This is a genomic window from Curtobacterium sp. MCBD17_035 (assembly GCF_003234815.2).
Taxonomy (GTDB): Bacteria; Actinomycetota; Actinomycetes; order Actinomycetales; family Microbacteriaceae; genus Curtobacterium.
Genome location: NZ_CP126279.1, coordinates 3,363,827 through 3,382,322 on the forward strand (window position 1 = coordinate 3,363,827; position 18,496 = coordinate 3,382,322).

At 64.4% G+C, this 18,496-nt stretch carries 24 protein-coding genes and 1 pseudogene; 11 read left to right on the forward strand and 14 right to left on the reverse strand.

Features of this window, described 5'->3' with window-relative positions; genetic code table 11:
* Positions 1–310 precede the first annotated feature (310 nt).
* Positions 311–1,102 carry an SDR family NAD(P)-dependent oxidoreductase gene (locus DEI93_RS15935; RefSeq protein WP_111011910.1) on the reverse strand — a complete coding sequence of 264 codons (792 nt, stop codon included), beginning with the start codon at positions 1,100–1,102 and terminating at the stop codon, positions 311–313.
* 107 nt (positions 1,103–1,209) lie between these two features.
* Here DEI93_RS15935 and DEI93_RS15940 point away from each other — a divergent pair, with 107 nt between their 5' ends.
* Positions 1,210–1,698, forward strand: a complete 489-nt coding sequence (locus DEI93_RS15940) for a MarR family winged helix-turn-helix transcriptional regulator (RefSeq protein ID WP_111027276.1) — start codon at positions 1,210–1,212, stop codon at positions 1,696–1,698.
* 414 nt (positions 1,699–2,112) lie between these two features.
* On the opposite strand, the gene DEI93_RS15945 is transcribed toward DEI93_RS15940, so the two are convergent.
* Positions 2,113–2,370: a hypothetical protein gene (locus DEI93_RS15945; RefSeq protein ID WP_111119629.1), complete on the reverse strand. Its 258-nt coding sequence runs from the start codon at positions 2,368–2,370 to the stop codon at positions 2,113–2,115.
* Between the two features lie 463 nt (positions 2,371–2,833).
* Between DEI93_RS15945 and DEI93_RS15950 the strand changes: the two genes are divergently transcribed.
* The 5 genes from DEI93_RS15950 to DEI93_RS15970 all read left to right on the forward strand — a co-directional run bounded on the left by DEI93_RS15950 (position 2,834) and on the right by DEI93_RS15970 (position 7,458).
* Positions 2,834–2,974 (forward strand): hypothetical protein, encoded by a 141-nt coding sequence (locus DEI93_RS15950; protein ID WP_181436023.1) that lies wholly within the window; start codon positions 2,834–2,836, stop codon positions 2,972–2,974.
* Between the two features lie 28 nt (positions 2,975–3,002).
* Positions 3,003–4,277, forward strand: coding sequence for a hypothetical protein (locus DEI93_RS15955; protein ID WP_146244390.1), 1,275 nt, complete (start codon positions 3,003–3,005; stop codon positions 4,275–4,277).
* Between the two features lie 40 nt (positions 4,278–4,317).
* Complete coding sequence (locus DEI93_RS15960) at positions 4,318–5,172, forward strand: hypothetical protein (RefSeq protein WP_146244389.1); 855 nt, start codon at positions 4,318–4,320, stop codon at positions 5,170–5,172.
* On the forward strand, positions 5,169–5,414 hold the full coding sequence (locus tag DEI93_RS15965; protein WP_146244388.1) for a hypothetical protein: 246 nt from the start codon (positions 5,169–5,171) through the stop codon (positions 5,412–5,414). Before DEI93_RS15960 ends, DEI93_RS15965 begins: the two co-directional genes overlap by 4 nt.
* 427 nt (positions 5,415–5,841) lie before the next feature.
* Positions 5,842–7,458 (forward strand): ORC-CDC6 family AAA ATPase, encoded by a 1,617-nt coding sequence (locus DEI93_RS15970; protein WP_146244387.1) that lies wholly within the window; start codon positions 5,842–5,844, stop codon positions 7,456–7,458.
* Positions 7,459–7,792: 334 nt separating this feature from the next.
* On the opposite strand, the gene DEI93_RS16545 is transcribed toward DEI93_RS15970, so the two are convergent.
* Both DEI93_RS16545 and DEI93_RS16550 read right to left on the reverse strand, forming a co-directional pair.
* Positions 7,793–7,921, reverse strand: a complete 129-nt coding sequence (locus DEI93_RS16545) for an Lsr2 family DNA-binding protein (RefSeq protein ID WP_502868532.1) — start codon at positions 7,919–7,921, stop codon at positions 7,793–7,795.
* Positions 7,922–7,963: 42 nt separating this feature from the next.
* A pseudogene (locus DEI93_RS16550) lies at positions 7,964–8,134 on the reverse strand (Lsr2 dimerization domain-containing protein); the annotation flags it as partial.
* Here DEI93_RS16550 and DEI93_RS15980 point away from each other — a divergent pair.
* Positions 8,071–8,787 (forward strand): acyl-CoA-like ligand-binding transcription factor, encoded by a 717-nt coding sequence (locus DEI93_RS15980; protein ID WP_111119622.1) that lies wholly within the window; start codon positions 8,071–8,073, stop codon positions 8,785–8,787. The pseudogene DEI93_RS16550 and the gene DEI93_RS15980 sit on opposite strands and share 64 nt — an antisense overlap.
* Before the next feature lie 209 nt (positions 8,788–8,996).
* Here the strand turns inward: DEI93_RS15980 and DEI93_RS15985 are convergent, their stop codons facing one another.
* The gene (locus tag DEI93_RS15985; RefSeq protein ID WP_181436022.1) at positions 8,997–9,155 is read right to left on the reverse strand and encodes a hypothetical protein; all 159 of its coding nucleotides are present in this window, start codon (positions 9,153–9,155) and stop codon (positions 8,997–8,999) included.
* A gap of 807 nt (positions 9,156–9,962) precedes the next feature.
* Here DEI93_RS15985 and DEI93_RS15990 point away from each other — a divergent pair.
* Entirely contained in the window at positions 9,963–10,874 is a 912-nt protein-coding gene (locus DEI93_RS15990) for a hypothetical protein (protein ID WP_111119621.1), read from the forward strand.
* Positions 10,875–10,952: 78 nt separating this feature from the next.
* On the opposite strand, the gene DEI93_RS15995 is transcribed toward DEI93_RS15990, so the two are convergent.
* Positions 10,953–11,495: a hypothetical protein gene (locus DEI93_RS15995; protein WP_111119620.1), complete on the reverse strand. Its 543-nt coding sequence runs from the start codon at positions 11,493–11,495 to the stop codon at positions 10,953–10,955.
* Between the two features lie 451 nt (positions 11,496–11,946).
* On the opposite strand from DEI93_RS15995, the gene DEI93_RS16505 reads away from it, so the two are divergent.
* Positions 11,947–12,357 carry a 6-pyruvoyl trahydropterin synthase family protein gene (locus tag DEI93_RS16505; RefSeq protein ID WP_111119619.1) on the forward strand — a complete coding sequence of 137 codons (411 nt, stop codon included), beginning with the start codon at positions 11,947–11,949 and terminating at the stop codon, positions 12,355–12,357.
* Positions 12,354–13,064, forward strand: coding sequence for a 7-carboxy-7-deazaguanine synthase QueE (locus tag DEI93_RS16000; RefSeq protein ID WP_111119652.1), 711 nt, complete (start codon positions 12,354–12,356; stop codon positions 13,062–13,064). Before DEI93_RS16505 ends, DEI93_RS16000 begins: the two co-directional genes overlap by 4 nt.
* Positions 13,065–13,075: 11 nt before the next feature.
* On the opposite strand, the gene DEI93_RS16005 is transcribed toward DEI93_RS16000, so the two are convergent.
* The 8 genes from DEI93_RS16005 to DEI93_RS16510 all read right to left on the reverse strand — a co-directional run bounded on the left by DEI93_RS16005 (position 13,076) and on the right by DEI93_RS16510 (position 18,049).
* On the reverse strand, positions 13,076–13,474 hold the full coding sequence (locus DEI93_RS16005) for a hypothetical protein (protein WP_111119618.1): 399 nt from the start codon (positions 13,472–13,474) through the stop codon (positions 13,076–13,078).
* Positions 13,471–13,956, reverse strand: a complete 486-nt coding sequence (locus tag DEI93_RS16010) for a hypothetical protein (protein ID WP_146244386.1) — start codon at positions 13,954–13,956, stop codon at positions 13,471–13,473. The genes DEI93_RS16005 and DEI93_RS16010 overlap by 4 nt, the downstream gene beginning before the upstream one ends.
* Complete coding sequence (locus DEI93_RS16015) at positions 13,943–14,266, reverse strand: hypothetical protein (protein ID WP_111119616.1); 324 nt, start codon at positions 14,264–14,266, stop codon at positions 13,943–13,945. The genes DEI93_RS16010 and DEI93_RS16015 overlap by 14 nt, the downstream gene beginning before the upstream one ends.
* Positions 14,267–14,706: 440 nt before the next feature.
* Positions 14,707–15,336, reverse strand: a complete 630-nt coding sequence (locus tag DEI93_RS16020) for a 7-cyano-7-deazaguanine synthase (protein ID WP_111119615.1) — start codon at positions 15,334–15,336, stop codon at positions 14,707–14,709.
* The gene (locus DEI93_RS16025; RefSeq protein ID WP_181436021.1) at positions 15,333–16,571 is read right to left on the reverse strand and encodes a PfkB family carbohydrate kinase; all 1,239 of its coding nucleotides are present in this window, start codon (positions 16,569–16,571) and stop codon (positions 15,333–15,335) included. The genes DEI93_RS16020 and DEI93_RS16025 overlap by 4 nt, the downstream gene beginning before the upstream one ends.
* Positions 16,568–16,891, reverse strand: coding sequence for a hypothetical protein (locus DEI93_RS16030; protein WP_146244385.1), 324 nt, complete (start codon positions 16,889–16,891; stop codon positions 16,568–16,570). Before DEI93_RS16030 ends, DEI93_RS16025 begins: the two co-directional genes overlap by 4 nt.
* A gap of 58 nt (positions 16,892–16,949) precedes the next feature.
* Positions 16,950–17,768, reverse strand: a complete 819-nt coding sequence (locus DEI93_RS16035) for an 8-oxoguanine DNA glycosylase (protein ID WP_146244384.1) — start codon at positions 17,766–17,768, stop codon at positions 16,950–16,952.
* Positions 17,765–18,049, reverse strand: coding sequence for a helix-turn-helix domain-containing protein (locus DEI93_RS16510; protein ID WP_111119613.1), 285 nt, complete (start codon positions 18,047–18,049; stop codon positions 17,765–17,767). The genes DEI93_RS16035 and DEI93_RS16510 overlap by 4 nt, the downstream gene beginning before the upstream one ends.
* Before the next feature lie 73 nt (positions 18,050–18,122).
* Between DEI93_RS16510 and DEI93_RS16040 the strand changes: the two genes are divergently transcribed.
* Positions 18,123–18,338, forward strand: coding sequence for a carboxymuconolactone decarboxylase family protein (locus tag DEI93_RS16040; protein WP_111119612.1), 216 nt, complete (start codon positions 18,123–18,125; stop codon positions 18,336–18,338).
* The last annotated feature ends 158 nt before the right edge of the window (positions 18,339–18,496 follow it).

Genomic DNA, 18,496 nt, shown 5'->3' on the forward strand with positions numbered 1-18,496 from the left:
CATTCAGAGGCCGCTATGCGGCATCAAGTGCGAGACGCTGACACTCCATCGACGTCGACCGCGTCGACTCGCCCCCGACCGACGTGCGGCCGCCCGAACCGAGTGAACAGCTCCGCCACTGAGGTCGGTGACCTCGGGCGCTCGACGTCGGATCCCCTACGAGCCAGCCGGCTGGCCGTGAGCGACGGCGCCGCATGCGGCGCGAAGCCGGGGTCGCGGCATCGAGCCACTCGTGGGGCACGGCGGTATCGCCAGAGGGGAGACCAGTTCTGGCGAGCGACCCTTCGTCGATGCTCTTGGGGTCGGGTGGCTAGAGAAGGCTCGTGAGCACGCCACCGTCGGCCCGGACGGCGGCGCCGTTCGTCGCGGACGCCATGGGGCTCGCGAGGTACGTCACGAGCGCCGCGATCTCGGCCGGCGCGATGAACCGTTCGAGGAGGGTGGTCCGGTTCTCGCCGATGATCGCCCGTTGCACCGTCTCGACGGGGAGTGACCGGGCCGCCGCGATCGCGTCGACCGTGGACGCGACGCCGTCCGAGTACGTGGGCCCGCCGAGCACGGTGTTGACCGTGACGGCGGTGCCGCGCGTCCGCTTGGCGAGGCCGTTGCCGAGGGCGATCATCGCCGCTTTCGTCACGCCGTAGTGCACCATGTCCGCCGGCACGTTGACGCCGGACTCGCTGCCGATGAAGACGATGCGGCCCCAGCCCCGTTCCAGCATCCCGCCCAGGAGGTGTCGCGACAGTCGGACACCGCTCATCACGTTGACAGCGAAGTACCGATCCCAGTCCTCGTCGGTGACGGACTCGAAGTCGGCGAGGCCGAACAGCCCGACGTTGTTGACCAGGACGTCCACGCGGTCGAGCGCCTCGAGTAGTCGAGCGATGTCGCCGGGATCGGCGAAGTCGGCGGCGATCCCGGAGAGGTCGGAGCTGGGGCGCTCTCGCCTCAGGCGTTCGACGGCGTCGGCGACGTGGGCACGGTCTCGGCCGTTCAGGATCACCCGTGCGCCTTCGGCGGCGAGTGCGGAGGCGATCGCGTACCCGATGCCCTGCGTCGATCCACTGATGAACGCCGTCTTGTCCTGGAGTTGCAGGTCCACGATTCCTCCTCGATCCTCTCGCGCCGCACGACGCATTGACTTGCTCAGGCAAGCACCGTAGGACGGATCACTTGCCTGAGCAAGTCAATGCACGCTACGCTGGCGGCATGGCGCGGCCGAGGATCACCGGCGAGCAACTCGAGGTCTGGGCGGCCGTGGCGACGCTGCTCGAACGGCTGCCGGCTGCCCTCGACGCGCAGCTGCAGCGGGACAGCGGGCTCACCCACTTCGAGCACGGAGTGCTCACCGCACTCGACACCGCTCCAGACCAGACGCTGCGGATGAGCACGCTCGCCGGGTACGCGAGTTCGACACTCTCACGGCTGTCCCGAGCGGTCACTCGACTCGAGCGGAAGGGATGGGTTCGCCGTGTCGTCGACCCGACGGACGGTCGGTTCACGCTCGCGGTGTTGACCGGCGACGGACGCGAGAAGGTCGCGGAATCGACCCCCGCACACCAGGCCCTGGTCCGACGGTTGGTTCTCGACACGATCAGCCCCGAGCAGGCGCACCAGCTCGGCGTCATCGCGCGGAGCATCGCCGACGCGATCGACACCGCGCCGGCGTGGCGGCCTCCGCAGGCGAGCGACACATGAACCCGCATTCCCCGCTGACGCTCGAACTGCTGACCTACGCCGCGGACGGGTCGAATCGCATCATGCACCGCGTCCGCTGAGCGTCCACCGGTCGCGATCCGCGGACTCGATCCGCAGCCGTACGTGGCTGCTGTCGGGCAGCGCGCGGCCCCAACGCAAAGAGCACTCATGCAGCCACGGCGGCGAGCAGCGGAGGCCAAGACGTGAAGACCGTGACAGCTGCGAGGACGGTCACGACGAACAACGCAACGGTCACCGGTCCGAGTATCCAGCCAACCCGGAGCCGATGTGTCCGCACACTCCTTGTCCTCGCCGGAGATTCCGGCAGGGGATCGGTTAACGGACGCCGGGAGCCAGGCGGCAACGAACCCGGTCGGGTAGAAACTCACGTTCGCGTACGGGCTGCCGAGACGATTACGGGCCGGGGTAGACGAATCCAGACGAGGTTTCTCGGGAAACAACCTGACCGGTCGAGGCATCGACCACGCTGATGTTTCTCACGCCGAGCTCGCGCAGCTGCTGGATGCCCTGAGTGACCGCGGACGGGGAGTGCTCCGCCTGTTCCGCAGCCGAAGCAGCGGGCGCGGTCGTCATCGCACTGCCCGCGATGCCGGCGATCGCTGCGACGCCGCTGATCGACAGCGCGAGCATCGTTCGCTGGATGGTGGTCATGGCGGCTCCTCTCGGTCCCTGCGTGGAGGCTATGGCTTGCGCCTGACGGCCACCCGAATCCTCGGAGGTAGGCCCTGGTCATCGTCTCGGGCGAGGCGTCCGCTGCGTGCAGCTGGCCCGCTCGGACGGCCGCCGCGTGCGCGTGGTACCCCGCACTTGCCGACATCGCGGCAACGCAAGCCGAGATGACTGCAATGGTGATGATGTTCCGCTGACGCACCCTGCACAGCATGCCCTCGCATGGGATCCCCGCCAATACCCTCTCTTGGGGCTCAGCGGACGAGGCGGATGCCGCCGATGAGGCAGGCACGTCGAGACGAAGTTGTGACCGCATTGTCCGCTGCACCGCGTTCGTATGACGTGCCATCACTGCGACACACTGCGGACTACCTATGTCACGAACTCCACCGGGCCGAAGATCCTGCAACGGACGGTCAACGTCCGCACTAGCGAGGACGGGTGGGTGTTCACGCTCCTCAACGGGGCGCCGCGGACGGACCCTGCTGACCCGCTGCTGGAAGCAGCGACTCAGGTGCTCGCGGTGCTTTCCGAGCTGCGCGCCGCGGGTCGTGGTCCGGAAGCGGTGGGGCCGGCTGATGTCTGACCGGCAGTGGGTGCAGGACATTCGCCACGTGCAGTCAGTCTTGTCGTTGCCGTTCGGGCTCGGCTACACGATCGACATCACCCAGACCCTCACCGCCCTCGCTGCTGCCGGGATGCCGGCACGGGTGGAGGCGTTCGACCGGCTCCAGTTCGACGACGGCCGCACCGCGTTCCTCGCCACCCCGGACCCGACCACGACCGTCATTGACGGCGACGCGGCTGGGGGCCGCTCGGACGATGTGATCCTGCTTCCTGGCGGGTCCGAGGGTGGGGTGCTGTCCCTGGTGCGCCGATACCCGGACTTGGTGGTGGTGAACGGCAAACGGGGGCGGGTGTGGGCGGACGGTCGGCAGGTGCATGGCACGTCGATGCAGCGGGAGGCGACCTCAGGGTGGCGGACCGTGTTCGCGATTGCTCGCAGCATCGTCATGCACGGTGGCGGCACGCACGCGATCGCGGACCGCACCGGCATCCCCTTCGATGACGTGCGTGCCGCGATGCCGGCTCTCGGTTCGCACGTGTTCCACACGCCCATCGGGTGGGAAGCCACGGACCGGCCTGCCCTGGTCGACTGGGCCCTCGCGGCGTATCCGGGTTACGGCGGGGTCCGAACCTGCTGGCGGCGTGACGCCACCATCGACGTGCAAGCCGACCAGCTCATCAGTCTCGGTGCGGTCATGTCCGACCGGTGGGCGGCGCAGCAGTCCGGCGTCTTCGTCCCGCCAGACCGGTTGACCGCGTTCTTCGCCGAGCATCCCGACGTGCAGGCGCTCGGCTACGAGCCTGCGTCGGCGGATCACGCGACGGTAAAGGTCGTCATCCCGCAGGACGCCACCACCCTCACCAGCGCGGAAGGGTGCTCCACGGACGACTTCATCACCGCGCATGTCATCTACGAAGACAGTTGGGTTACAGCGAACACGGACGCAGTGAACGGGCTCCGGCAGCTGCTCCACTTCCGGTCCGACCTCGCCCATGATCTCCGCTGGCACCCCAACAAGGGCAGCGGTGAGGGGCGGGGTGGGCTGATGCTGCAGTTGCTGTCACTGACCCTGGCTTACGACGACACCCGGTTCTTCGGGTCGGTCATGTTCACCGAACCTGATCACCCCGACGATCCACCGCCGACGATCCTCATCGACCACGCCGACGAACCGCCGTGGTTCCGCCTCACCAACGTCGACGCCACTGAGCAGGACCCGTCGGTCCCGGCGATGGTCGAAGCGGACCGCATCATGCGGTTCCTGCTCCGCTACACGCCCGAACGCATCGGCCGCACCCCGGCTGACTTCCCCCAGCCCTAGCCCACTCTGCTCAGGCCCAATGCCTTGGAGGTAGTTGCTGATGATGCGTTTGGTGTCCATGCACCTGTCAAACGACCGGATCCTCTGGGGGCATGTCCTCCTCGAGGACACCGACAACCCGGACGCGCACCTGGCGCAGATCCTCGTCCGCCCCACCGATGTCGAGCCCGGGTACGAGCTCTACGACAGGACCAACACGGTGTTGTCGGATCTGAGCGTGCCGGCGGTGCGGGAGGCGAACCGGATCGTGCAGACCCTCCTCATCCCTGTTGCGAAGCGGGAGAACGCGGTCCGGGCGGTGATCCGCTCCGGCTACTTGGAAGGGTTCCCGGACGACATGCCGTGGCAGTCGCAGCTGTGGATGTACGCACGCGGGGAAGTCACCCGCGAGCAACTGTCCGCGTACGCCGATGAAGGCCGACAGATCCCCCGCCAACCCGAACACAGTGCCGTCGGTCCTGCGGACGTTCCCGAGGACTGGTGGCAGACCGCTCAAGCGCGCATCCGCCGGAACCTGCTCAACACCACTCTCACCGAACCAGAAGTCGCCGCCGCCCTCCAGGTGAGCATCGAAGAGGTCGGTGCGCTGTTCGAAGCGAACCGGCTAATCAGCTTCGACCTCGACGGCGAGGAACGCATCCCCGACTGGCAACTCGTCAAGCCCGCCCTCCCCGAGTTCGGCGACCCGGCGTCACTGCTGCCCGGCCTCGACGTCCTCTACGCGGCGGCACCGCAGCCGCTGCTCGACGCGGCGGCGATGACCGAGTTCATGAACACACCCCGCCGCTTCCTCACCATCGAGGATGAGCCGCTCACCCCGTTGACCTGGCTGCTGCAGGGCCGGCCCCTCGCGACGATCATCGCCCTGTTCCGCAGACGACGGTGGCGGCCATGACCAACCGGCCGGACCTGTTCCTCCTGAACGTCGCGTTCGACGTCACCGGCGTGCACGGGCACGTGTTCTTCCGCGACCCACCCAGCACCACGCTGCGGCAGGTCATCATCCGCAGCACCGCCAGCGGCAACATCTGCGAACCAGCACACGGTGATACCCGCGGCGGGTGGGAACCGTTCCTCGAGGAAACCCGCTGGCTCATCGCCCTCACCCGGGCCGACACCTCGGAAGAGCGCAGCTGATGGGCCCGAGGTTGAATGGGTGGCCGCCGCGTACGCCGGCAGGCCGCAGATCACGATGCCGTACGGGCTTGGCGACACCACCGACCTCACCATCACTCTCTCGGTCCTGAAGCTCGCTGGGCTTCGCGCGGTCGTGTAGGCGCACGACACGATCCGCCTCGCCGACGGCCGCCGCGCACGCTTCCCGACCGGCTACCGGACACCGACAGCAGCGATCGTGTAGCCGCCGAAGGAGACATTCGCCCCGCGGTCGGGAGCTGCTACAGCCCTGTCTCGTAACCGAACACCACGACGCAAGGGCCACCGAGTCCTTGCGAGACATGGCTGCGAGGCGGTCGCCCCTGGACCTCCTCCGGGTGAAGCGGGTCGCGCTGCGGGACGTCCTACAGCGTCAAGGAACCGAGACGCCACCCGAGACGATCGAGTTGTGAAAGACTGTATCCAGCTTGATGAGGGGAAAACTGTGTCTTTGGTCAACGACGAGCAATTCAAGTCAGCCGTTAGCAAAATTCAACCTCGTGCAGATCGAGAGACTGACGACGATATTCTCTCTCGCACATTTGTCGACACGGGGATACTCCCCCAGCTTGCCAATTCGAACAACCAGATTCTCTATGGTCGACGAGGAACTGGTAAGTCTCACGTGCTCCGGGTCCTCGGCCTTCAAATCGAGAAGACAGCCCCGGGAACTACGCTTTACATCGATCTTCGGGTCCTCGGTAGCGCCAGCCTCATGATTCAACTGGACCGGCCTCTCGCAGACCGCGCTGTAGCCGTGTTCAAGGACCTACTCTCCCTCCTGCAGGGTCAACTGATGGACCTGGCGACGGCGCCGAAAGCAAGCGGATCAGGCCTGCAAGAGGTTTCCGAGTTCGAGGACGTGATTCGAGCCAAGAGTGTGTCGATTGCAGAACGCGACATCAGCCAGCGATCAAAGGTCATCGGGGGGTCAAGCGTCAAAATCGGTTTCACCGGGAGTGGGCTACCCAACGCCGAGGTCAATGCGACTGACGGCAACGAAGACGAAAAAACGGTAAGTCACACCGAGGCGCTTCGCGACACAATCGTATTTGCAGAGGTCGCACTCCAGCTCGACACAGCCCTTGAAGCTCTAGGCATTACCAATCTATACATTCTCATTGATGAGTGGACCGCCATCCCGTCAGACCTCCAACCCTACATTGCAGAGTTTCTGCGTCGCACCTTCATTCCCGTGAAGCGGGTCACACTGAAAATCGCTGCGCTGGAGTATCGGTCACGGTTTTCAATCCCTGCTGAGGGAGGTGGGGTCGTCGGTTTCGAACTGGGCCCCGACGTCTCTGCCAATCTGGATCTCGACGACTACTACGTCTACGACAGAAATCCGGCTCACGTTGTCGACCTGTTCCTAGAAGTGCTCCTGAAGCACCTGGAGTCGGAGCTGCCCGACGGTTATCTGGATTCTACTGGCATCAAGTCCGCAGGTGCATTCAGAAGAGACCTTTTCACCGAACAGGCAACGTTCACGGAGCTAGTCCGCGCCGGGGAAGGAGTTGTCCGCGATTTCATTGGGGTTTTCACGGCCGCGTACTTCAGGGCCGTGCGGGAAGGCAAGTTAAAAATCGATCTTAACTCCGTTGAAGAGGCTGCCCGTGCTTGGTACGAAACAGACAAGTCGACTAACCTATCGCACGAGCAATCTGAGGCGCTGCACCTAATCATCAATGAGGTGATTGGGTCTCGACAGGCGAAGATGTTCATGCTGGCACGGGAGCATAACGACGACCCTATGGTCCAATCCCTCTTCGACCTGAGGCTCCTACATTTGGTCTCCCGCGGTTATAGCGACAAGGAGAATCCTGGTCTACGATACAATATCTACGCCTTGGACTATGGCACATACGTCGACTTGAAGCGGACAAAAAGTGAGCCAGAAGGTGTCGTTGATTCCGAAGTTGCGATTGACGCAACTCCGGATCGGATAGTTCCCTTTGCTGACAAACGAAGCATTCGGCGTATCATTTTGAACCCGGCGGTTTTCGATAAGATCCAGCCTGGCCCGTGATGCAAGCTGCAGTCACCGATCCAACCATCTCATATGAAGCCCGAAATACCGGACCTGGACTCTGACCTGGTGGCTACGCGCTGTTGGCCGCTGCACCCGATCTGAATTGCCGAGCTCTTCGATGTTGCCCGCTTGGCCGTTCACCGCAAGATCGAGCGCGACGCCGTGCCGGAGTACGTAACGAACGCCTGCGGCGAGCTGCTTGGGCCGGTTTCTCATCCGACGCAACTGGGCGGTGCGGCTGGTGCGAGCTGACAAAGAGCGGCTTACTGTCGGAGAGGGTTACGGTCGGCACCGCAGGGGAGGTGCCGGCCGTAACCGCGGTTGGACAGGGTCAGTGCGCGGCGTCGTACGCGTCGCGCACGGCCTGGCTGATGCGTCCTCGGCTCGAGACCTCGTGCCCATTGGCGTGCGCCCACTCGCGAATTGCCGCGAGCTCGTCCGAGTTCCCGCGCTTCGTCACACTGCCGCCAGCGCGGCGTCCCTGGCCACTGATCTTGCGGGCAGCGGCGACGTAGTCGGAGAACGCTGCGCGGAACGCGTCGGCGTTGTCGTCGGAGAGGTCGATCTTGTAGTGGTTCCCGTCGAACGAGAACTGGAGCGTCTTTCCTGGTGATCGGCAAGTACGACCTGTTCGGCGACCGGATGGCGGACGCCCTCGATGCGCGCCCCACAGACGAGTCCGTGTGGACGTCCCTCCGGCGGGTGTTCGATATCACCCTCGACCACGTCCGCGACGACCACCAGCGGGCCCGGAACGATGCAATGGATCGCATTGTGCAGACCACCCCGCAGCTCACCGCCCGTTACCTCGAGAAGATGCAGCGACTCCAGGCCCTGCTCATTGGGCGCGTGGCCGCGCGTCTCGGGCTCGCCGACGCACCGGACGACCCGCGTCCGGCGGCGATCGTCGGCGCCGCGTTCGCGTGCATGCAAGCTGCCCGACTCGCATGGCTCGACTCAAACCAGACCGAACCGTACGAGGCGTACCTCGACCGGGCGATGGGCGCACTCCGGATCACGGTGGTGTTGCAACGACCGGCTGAACCCAAGATCGCCCATCGAGACAGGTCAGTAGCCGATGAGGGCGGCCCTGATGCGGTTGACCCACCATCCGATCGTGACCCAGTAGACGCCTCGTGCAACGAACGTCACGGCGACCCAGAGGGCGGCGGCGGCCTTGGTCGCTACAAGAGCGGTGAACGCGACGGCCACCGCGGCGGCGAGGGCACCGAGCCCGGTATGCACGAGTTCCATGGCCGGACGGTATCGGTGACTCCCGACATTTCGATGGAGAGCGGCGCACCTGCCGGGTTGCGGCGGTGGTGATCCAAGCACTGTGGACCCAATCGTGTCTGCGTCACGTCGACTGCGTTCTGCGAAGAAGTCGGCGTAGCGGGGCTCCGCGGGCAAGGACTGGAGCCGAGTTGTGATCATCGCTTCAAGCTCGTGCGGTGGGGTAAGCCCGTGGCGGCGCCACTGCTGGGGGTCTCGGCGGGCGAGGGCAGGGTGGGGCGTTGCATGGTCTGTGCGCTCGTCTAGGTGTCGGTGGGGTCGCAGCGGCACCCGCGTTCCTGGGGGTGGTGCTGGATGACGAGGTGCTCCGCGAGCACGGTGTACTCGTGCGGAGGCGTCTGGCCGGCATGCCGCCAGGTCGACGGCGGCCGGCTGAGGTGTCGGACCTCCTGACAGGTCATGGTCACCGTCCTCGTCATGCGCTCGGTCCCTTTCCGATCTGCCACGGCGTCAGCAGATGGGTGATGTCGATCGGTTGCGTTGGAGGCAGGCACAGGTCTGGAGGGTCGATCCCGGCGGCGGTCGGAAGCGGGGCGTTCATTGCAGCGTCCTTTTCGTCGTGGCGGTCAAGCGGTGAGGTATGGAACATGCGGATGCGCGTTTGGAGGTGGCGGTCTCGGCGCTGCGCCCGGGCGGCGTCGGAGACTCTGGCCGTTACCACTGCGGCCGTCGCCGACCGCCCCTTCGTCGCGGGCGACGGGTCAGAGCTCCTTGCGGTAGACGCTGCTGCGGGCGCGATCACCGGCAGCGCGGTAGCGACGGCCATGGTGCCAATGCGGCCCCGGCCCGCCAGGACCCGACTACGAGATGTCGCCACGCCAGCCACCTCCACGCATCCGTTGCGAGCAAAGTTCCATGCTGCTGCTGACGGCGTTGACATCAACTGGATAGCAGTACGCGAGTCGGCGGCGGCGCTAACGGGACTCTGACGCATCGACAGCCGTCAATGCACGTCTGAGAGCCGACCCACGACTGACGTGGTGCCCTGCCGGTGGCGGCCGCAGAGAGAAGCAGTTCAACCATCCGTATGACCTGCTTGAGGGCGGAATCGTTTCGGGTGTCAGCTTCATGCTGGATCGCGAACGGACGTAGCCTTGCCCTGTGGCGAACCAACGGGACGGCCGAGCTAAGCGAGTGCAGGGCGCGGTGCCACGCGTCACCCTGGTCGCGGCTGACGCATTCTTCTCACGAGTTTGCAGCGGCTAACGATGGAGTCTGTCAGCTCTTCCCCCGGCTTGCTCCTCGATGCGTGGACGCCGAGCTTCCCCGCGTCGACCGCGTTCCACTACACCGGCGCAACTGGCCTTCTTGGCATGCTTCAGTCCCACCAGATCTGGGCGGGCTCACCTGCTGCGCTCAACGACACCGCTGAAGTTGCCTACGGCAGGCGCCGGGTCTGGAACCGATGGCACGAAATCAAAGAGCACCACTCAGATGCAGATCGCTCCCATGTTGAGACTGCCCTTCATGGGTACCTCGCTCAGTTTGGCGATGGCGGGGTGTACATGTTTTCGGCGTCGCAGACGGCTGACCTGGCGAATCAGTGGCTGAACTATACGACCGGCGACTCCTACTGCGTGTCGTTCGACATGTCACAGCTCCTGGTGGCAGAGCCGACCGGTAATCTTAGTGAGCGACGCACTCCGATGGATCGACTGGCACCGGCGATCCCTGGTTGGTTCGAGGTTCACTACGGCCGGGAAAAACAGAACGAACTCATCGATGAACTCATAGCGCTCATAGTGGCGTCTGAGGGAGGACTCTCCTTCATCACAGAGATGCGACAGCTGTACACCCTGGTCTGCACGCTGAAGGACGAGCGTTTTGCGGCGGAGAATGAGGTGCGGTATCTCTGGTCGCGCGGGAGCGACGAGATCGAGCGGTTCCGCGTGAGTGGTGGAAAGATCGTTGCATACGCAGCCCTCACCGCGGGAGCCGTCCGGCGTGCACCGAGTGGTTCGGGCGTGTTTTCATCGACGGGTGGCCGACTGCCGATCACCTCAGTGATGGTCGGGCCAAGGGCCTCTCCGAGCGCCATAGTGGTGACCCGTCGGGCTCTCGACACTTATGGCTACGGAGATGTCGAGCTCACACAGTCGGATATCGCACTGCGTGGCTGAGTGCGGCGTTGGATTGCTGTACCCTCTGCCGCCGAGAGTCGAGTGGTGAGAAAACGCCGCGTGAGCGACCGGTGCGCACTAGCTCAAGCGTTGGTCGGCCAGTACGAAGGGCTTGATCGTCTTGTTGATCAGTACCCAGATCTTTTGACGCTCTTTCGTGTTGGGTTCGCTGCGACTGTTGAACCAGTCGAGGAGGAATTGGTAGTCGCGCTCACCGTTGCCGCGGTTGTAGTCGTTGTCGGGGAAGGCGCCGTGCTCCCACAAGTCCGCTAGGAGCGCACGAGAGAAGTAGTCGGTCGTGAGTGTCACGGTCCTTCGATCGATGAACGCGGCGCGCAGATCGAACAGCCTCCGAAGGGCGGACACACTCTCCGTCAACTCAACGACCTCGAAGTACTCAACGCACACGCTTCCAATCGGGGACAGCTCCTGACCTGTCATGGAGTTCCGGATTGTGTAGAGGTAGCGCAGTCCGGTGTTGCCGCATACGCACATGCCCGTCGCGGTTGGGTCTTCCTCTAGGCCGATCACTTCCCACTCCTCGACCGCTGCTGCCCAGGTGTTCGCGCGCGACTCAGCGATGACCGAACCCCGCAGGGTCTGAAAGTTGTGACTTGTCATCTCGCCCTCCCTCGAGGAGGTTACTGCTGATGATCGCTCAAACACGAGGGGTAATCACGACACCGGACAACCCATCGGGTGGCCAGTAGCCGCACGGAGTCCCTGTCGGTTGGCTGCTCCGTGCACATCCCACTTCACCTCGGGCCCGATCGATTCCGAGCCCGAGAGCTTCGTGGCCTATCCGGCCGGCCACTCGGCCTGAACCTCGGCGCTCTGCGCTTCGCACTCAGCCCGGCTCAGTCGCTTGCCTGACGGAAGATCGGGGCTGCTGCAATCGACGCGGCGTTTCGACAAGCGGCCGCCTCTGTCTAGCCCGCTGGCGTCGGCTAGTCACTCAATGGCAGCGTCGGGAGTGCCGCTCAACGCGCGCTGGTCTCGAAAGCTGACCGGCCGACGCAAGAGTCGGGCGACAGGCTCCCTGACCCTTCGTTCCCTGTGTCAAGATTTGCCCATGGAAACACCGGCTCGGACCGACGGCTGGACGCACAGGATCTCCACGTCCTACTCATTCTCCGCTTCGCACCGTCTCGAGCGACTACCGCAAGACCACAAGTGTTCTCGTCTTCACGGTCATACCTACACCGCCGAGATCACAATCGAGGGTTCCCTAGACGGAGTTGGCTTCGTCCTTGATTTTGGCGACCTGGCGTGGGTCGGCGAACTGATTCAGTCGGAACTAGACCACCGTCACCTGAATGATGTACTCCCTACGAACCCAACGTCGGAAAACATCGCGTCGTGGCTTGGAAGGCGTGTGGCTGATTGGTTGAACGCTCGGTCCGATTCGGCCCGTTTCACCGGCTTCGGGGTGACAGTGTCGGAGTCGCCACGGACTCAAGCGGCATTGTGGGTCCGGCGATGACGGCGGCTGCCCTCCCGGTCGTAGAAACCTTCGGACCCACTATCCAAGGTGAGGGTCCGTACGCGGGCCGACTCGCGGACTTCATTCGATTTGGCGGATGCAATCTTTCCTGTAGTTGGTGCGACACCCCGTATTCCTGGGACGCTTCGCGGTTCGACCTTAGCGAGGAGATTCGCCCGCAGACCGTCGATGTGCTTCTCTCGACCTTGAGCCCGGCACCAGGTATTGTGGTTTTGACCGGCGGAGAGCCGTTGCTCCAGGTGCGGAAGCCAGCATTCATTGAGCTGCTTGAAGGCCTGCGCACGCGCGGTCGTAGCGTGCATGTCGAAACAAATGGCACGATCGTTCCCCCTGACCGTGCCGCAGCGCTTATCGATGTGTTCGTCGTGTCGCCGAAACTGCCGAACGCGAGATTGCGCGCCGAAGCGAACGGCAGCAACTTCCCCGCCGGATGGAGCCGGGTCGCGTCGTGTGCGGAGGTTCATTTGAAGTACGTGTGCAACAGCGCGGAGGATGTTGAGGAAGCTGCACTGCGCGCGAAAACTGCGAGCGTGCCTTCCCATCGCACCTGGGTGATGCCGGAAGCGACCGACGTCGAGACCTTCTTGCGGCGTTGGCCGCGCATCGCTGACGCAGCGGTCCGCGCCGGTGTGAACGCCTCCCCGCGTCTGCATCTCCTCGCGTGGGGCGACGAACGCGGCCGCTGAGCGGGAGGGGCTCAAGTCGTGCGATGCGGCCTCAGTAGCACTTGTTCCTTCCGTGCATCGACCTGGACGACGAACTGATCGAAAAAGCCCCGAAAACCCAGTAACTGAAAGCTGTGCCCCCAGCCGTGCACGAAAGACACCTCTGCGTCCCAGCTGTAGCCGCGGGTGCCGATCCGGAGTGGGACATTGGCAAGGCGTTCGACGTAGTGCTGACCGCCCGCACTGAAGGAGTGCTGCTCGAGTTGAGACAAATCCACTCCGAGCGGTTCCGCAAACTGCGCATCCAGCCGAACCCCTAGCGACCCGCTGTCGACCAGTCCGAGCAGCGTGACTCGGGGGAGGTCAGCGAATGAGAACGGGACGATCGGCCGGTTCGGTCCAGAGACTGGGCGCACGAAGGGGAACTTCATTGGTCGCCTGGTAGCGCGTCAGTGACTCCATTGGCTGGCACGTACAGCACGGTAGCGACCTCCGACCCTGTTACGCGGAGAACTCCAGCGAGGTCTACGTCGTCGGCGATGACCCGGCCGCTTTGAATCGCGACCCAGCGGCCTCGCAGTCGGTGCAGCTCGCGCCCGAAAACCTGCCGAAGGTCAGCGATAGTTTCATCCTCACTAGTCGCCGGGTGCGAGTCGCTTCCTGCCTCTTCGGTCGGGAGATCAAGCTCCTGCAGAGCCGCGAGCGCTTGCGTTGGACGAAGTTCCTCCACTTCGACCCCTAACGCTTCCGCTACAAGGCGCAGCGCCTCGACACGACCCTCATCGTTGGTCGTGAACGTGAAGTTCCTGCCGCGGTCGGACATCTGCTCCAAAGCGCGCTTCAGCGCTTCCCGGGTCAGCGAAACGTCCCGGTCGTCACGGAGTCGAACGTTCACCGTTTCAGTCTTGACCATGGCCATTCCCTCCGCTCGCGAGCACGACGGCACCGACGGCATATGCCGGGATACGGCGGCCGGCGTCGCCGAGCTCGGCCGTGATGCCAAGGATGCGCGACTGCATCCCATACCCGAGAGCGAGAAACTGCGTCGTCGCTAGGAACGCGCCAGCATCGCGCCAGAGCAAGCTTTCCCCGTTCGGGTATCGAGCAGCGATGACGTCTGGTTCGGCAACTGCAAAGACGCAGGCGGCGATGGCGTCCTGTCGGAGCGCGGCCTCGACGTTGTCGATCAGTGGCTTGCTTGCCGCAACCTGGATCTGTTGCACGCTCTGACCGTCGCTTCGCCACCAGGAAGGTGCACCGTCCGACCCAGCGAGCATTAGCAGCGGCTGAATGGAATGGGTGCCGCCCGCCGAGGGCGTCACACGAGACGTCCAACGCCGGCCCGCGTCGTCGACGCCTCGGGCCCGGTCTGTTCGCAGATCGGCGAGAACGGCGAGACAAGACACGTCATCCGCGGCTTCGGAGACCATCGAGGTGCGGGCTGCTATCTGCACCGGCGCAGCTGTCACGGATGGACGTCTACGACGGGGCCCGAGCGGCAGCAGCTGATCCACCCAATGCTCCCGTGGTTCACCGGCGTCGTCCGCTGCAGTCGGCGCGAGGTCTGCGGCGTCGACGGGACGCACCGCAGTGGCTCGGCGCAGCGCATCCGAGAACGCCTGGGCAGCTGTCTCCGGCTCGCCCGCGGATCGCACCGCTGCCATCAGCCGAGCCGTCCCGCTTCCTGAAGAACTGCTTCTCGCTTGTAGCAGCCGGGGCATTCGAGGCAGGGCAGGTTCGCGCGATGGCAGGAGTGGGTCCAACCGAGCACCGCGTCCTCGATACCACTGTCAGCAAGAAGGGTTGTCGTCTCCATCTCAATGGCCGGTGCTGCGGCGCCGAACCCACCCTCTTGAGCACGTAGAAGCGTGTCCAACGCCTCGTAGAACGCACGAGTGCCATCGAGGTGACGCTCTCCGTCGCCGCGGACTGTGCCGGTGAGAACGTCGACGTGGTCAAGGCCTTGCAGCGCTGAGGGTCGTTTCGAGACGGCCCAGGCTGCCGCGAACGTCACTAGTAGCTGATTCCGGAACGGCCACCACTCGGGGCTGGGCGCGCCCGCGACGGGGTCAGCGCCGGCGAGGATGCCGGATCCCAGGAGTTGGATATCGATTGTGATCGCTTCGAACGGGAGCCGTAGCTCGCGTGCGACCGCTCGTGCTGCTGCCCGCTCGGCCTCCGCGGGAGCTTGGCCGTAGTCGATGAACAGGGTCTGCGCGGGTCGCAGTGAAGCGGCGAGGCAGGCACTGTCGATACCTCCGGACAGCAGAAGGAGGCCGCCCGAGGCTCTCACGACACCCACCCTCGTTGTGGCCGCATGCCCATGCTGGCCCACGCCGCTCGATAGCAGGCGGTCGACAGGTCCCGATGCATCTCAACGGCAGTACCGGTCATCATCTTCGCCCCCTCACGGTCGAAGGCAGTGCCGAACCCGATGACCGGGATCCCACGCCGCACCGCCCACCCCACTTCAAACACGGTGCCGGGGTCGGAGTGATCGAGTATGGCCAACACTGCGTCGCTGATACCGAGTCCGTCGAGGTCCGCCTGAGCAACCTCGTCTCCTCCAGGTCCGACTTCGTGCACGGGTGACCAAACGTCGACCCCGAGGCTGATGAGCTGGTCGCGGACCGTGTCAATCAACCACCTCTCCGCGACGGTGAAGAACGGACCAGCGAGGTACACGCGACCACCTGGACCACCGATTGTGGGCGGCGCATCCGACAGGTCCCCATTGAGCAGCTGACGGGGCAGCGCCGGGTCGCGAGTTGAGCACCAATGGGCAGCCGCGGCGGAACCGACCCGTGCGGCTTGCACGATGTCTGCACCCAAGTCCAACGCATGTGCAAGGCCGGCGGAGAACGTATCGCCGCTTCCAATGGGCCAGACACTCCTCGTGAGATGAGCGCCGACGAGATCCTGAACGATGTCGCCGCCGGCACGACGAGTGACTACCGATCCGACAGCGCCGCGCTTCGTCACGACGGCCGTGACCTTTGGGTTCCGCTCGAGCAGTCGACCTGCAGCCACAGCAGAATCGACGTTCCCGCCCAGCTTCCGAATCTCGGTGTCGTTTGCGACCACGATCAGGTCCCGACTCCGGATGTGTTCTGTTGCCAGCGGACCGGTGTCCCGCGGCTTTTGCGGGTCGAGAACAAGCGTCTCGGCTGCAACGTTGAACGCTCCGTCTGGCGCTTCGACCAGCCCGAACATGAGGACCGTGGTGTCCTCGAGGTCTCCACGCCCTCGCACGAAAGCATTCGGACCGTTCACTGCCGGAGCGCTCACCGGCGTTGCGTAGCGGAATCCGACTCGTTCACTCCGTCGAACGACAGCTCCAAGTTCGACACCCAGCGCTCCGGCAACCAGTTCGGCTTCGTCCGCAACTTCCTCATCCAGTGCTGTTGCAAGTTGTGGTCGGACGTCACGTGAGCGAAGAGCAGCCGCTGCCCGCATGCCGGATCCCATCAGGTCCCGAGAGTCAGGCGTGACGACGGTCTCGTCGTAGGTGCCACCCGCGATGATCACCGGACGCGCACCTCGACAGTGACGGAGCCTCCGACGAGGCGCTGCACTTCCGCTTCGTACTCGATCCCACCATCGATGCATTTGCGCAGCAGTGCGATGTCCCGGGTGAGAGCGCCGCAGGTCTCACCTGTGTACCTGACGGCAATGACTCCGCGAATCGGGTCGTCAATCTTCTCGATGTCGAGGATTTCCCCTTCATCGAGGTCCTCGACTACGTCCGGATTTGGAGAGCCCAGCACGGTGGTGAATCGGATTGCGCACTCATCGGGCCCTCCCGATGGCTGCGCGCTTCGTCGAACTGATGGGTCGCTTCCGCTCATCGCGTTGCCCCTTCCGGCGCTGGGTGTGGTGACATTCTGACAGTACGAGGCCCGTCGCTCATGAGTCAATTGGCCACACCGGCGCTGGAGTCCTCGAAACCTGGTCGGTGCCGAGGATGTCGCGGGCGGCGGGACCGGCATGCGCGAGCACGCCCCAGACACAGGCGTCTAGTAGCGACGCGGGAAGACCGGCATGGCCGGCCCAGCTCAGGAACGCATGTTCGAAGAGTGCGTAGTCGCGGTTCGCTTGCCACCGAGCGTCGAAAATCCCGGCTGCGTTGCCTGCTCGGATGATGTGGATGTCGATGATCGCAACGGCGTCTGAGGAAGTCTGATTGCGCACGATCCAGCTTGCGGTCTTCGGTCCAACTCCGGGCAGTCGAAGCAACCAATCGCGGAGCGCAACCGGATGATCTGGCGGTGACCCTGATGCGGCTGCGCCCAGCGCCGCGTGGAGACGTGCTGCGCGCTGACGAGGGAATCGGTAGCGACGCGGTCGGGCGAAGTCGGAGAACGGCTCACTGAGCATTGCTTCCAGGTCAGCAGCGCTCCAGTTGGTCGAACCCTCGAAGACCCCGTTGGCGCGGATTCGCTCGAACGCTGCCGCTGCCATGTCTGATGAGATGCCGTAGCCACCGAGAAGACAGGCGCCCAGCTCTTCAAGAAGGTCATCGCCTAGCCGGTAGGAGACGGGTCGTTCTGCTTCGGACGCGATTTGCTCCCAATACGCCGCGCTTCCCATCTGCCAGGGGCGCCCCGACCAGTATCGCCGAGTACCGCTCCAGCGACCTTGATGCAGATCGAAGGAGCGTAGCTCCCCTCGATCGAACATCAGCGCCGAGTCTGCGGCGACGTTGGCCGCAGTCGCAACAGTCATCGGGTGTCCCTACCTGCTTCATCCATCGCGTCGCGGCTCAACGTGTCCAGAGAAAGCGACAGGGCCGTCGCGAGCCGAGACGCCACCCAAAGGCCGGGGCTTCCGACTCTGCCGGACTCGATGCTTCGGATCGCGTCGAGGCTGACGTTGCTTGCGACGGCGAGGTCTCCACCACTGATACCCAAGCTTCTGCGCCGCTCACGGAGCGCCGCGCCGACGCGCGCTCCGAAATCAACCTCTGCAGGCGTAAGTGGACGACGGGGCACACGGTAACAATACATGTATTTCTAACTTGCTGGTGGGCGTGCCGGCCATCTTCGAGGCGAGGACGAGCGGCCGACGGAACGCCCGGAGCTGTCCAAACGTGACCGAAGCCTTGTGGTCGTGACGAGCCTCATCACTTCGAGCAGCTTCGAGCAGCTCCCGAACCATCTCCGTCTTGCGCGGCAGAATGGGTTGACCGAAGCCGAGCTGAAGGAGGCGATCATTCACCTCGCCTTCTACGCCGGTTGGCCGAGGGCGATGTCCGCGATTCAGATCGCGATGTCTGTCTTCGCCGAGGAACGGTAACGACCAGGGCGACCGAAGCGAGAGCATCCACGGCTGGGTAGCGACTCGACGTACGCCTTTCATCGACCACTCGCTGGAAGGGCGGAGCAGCCTCGTGCTCGGTCCCAGAGCGTCGTTGGATGCCTCGATGCGACGCACTGCGAAGAGTCGTCGCTGGT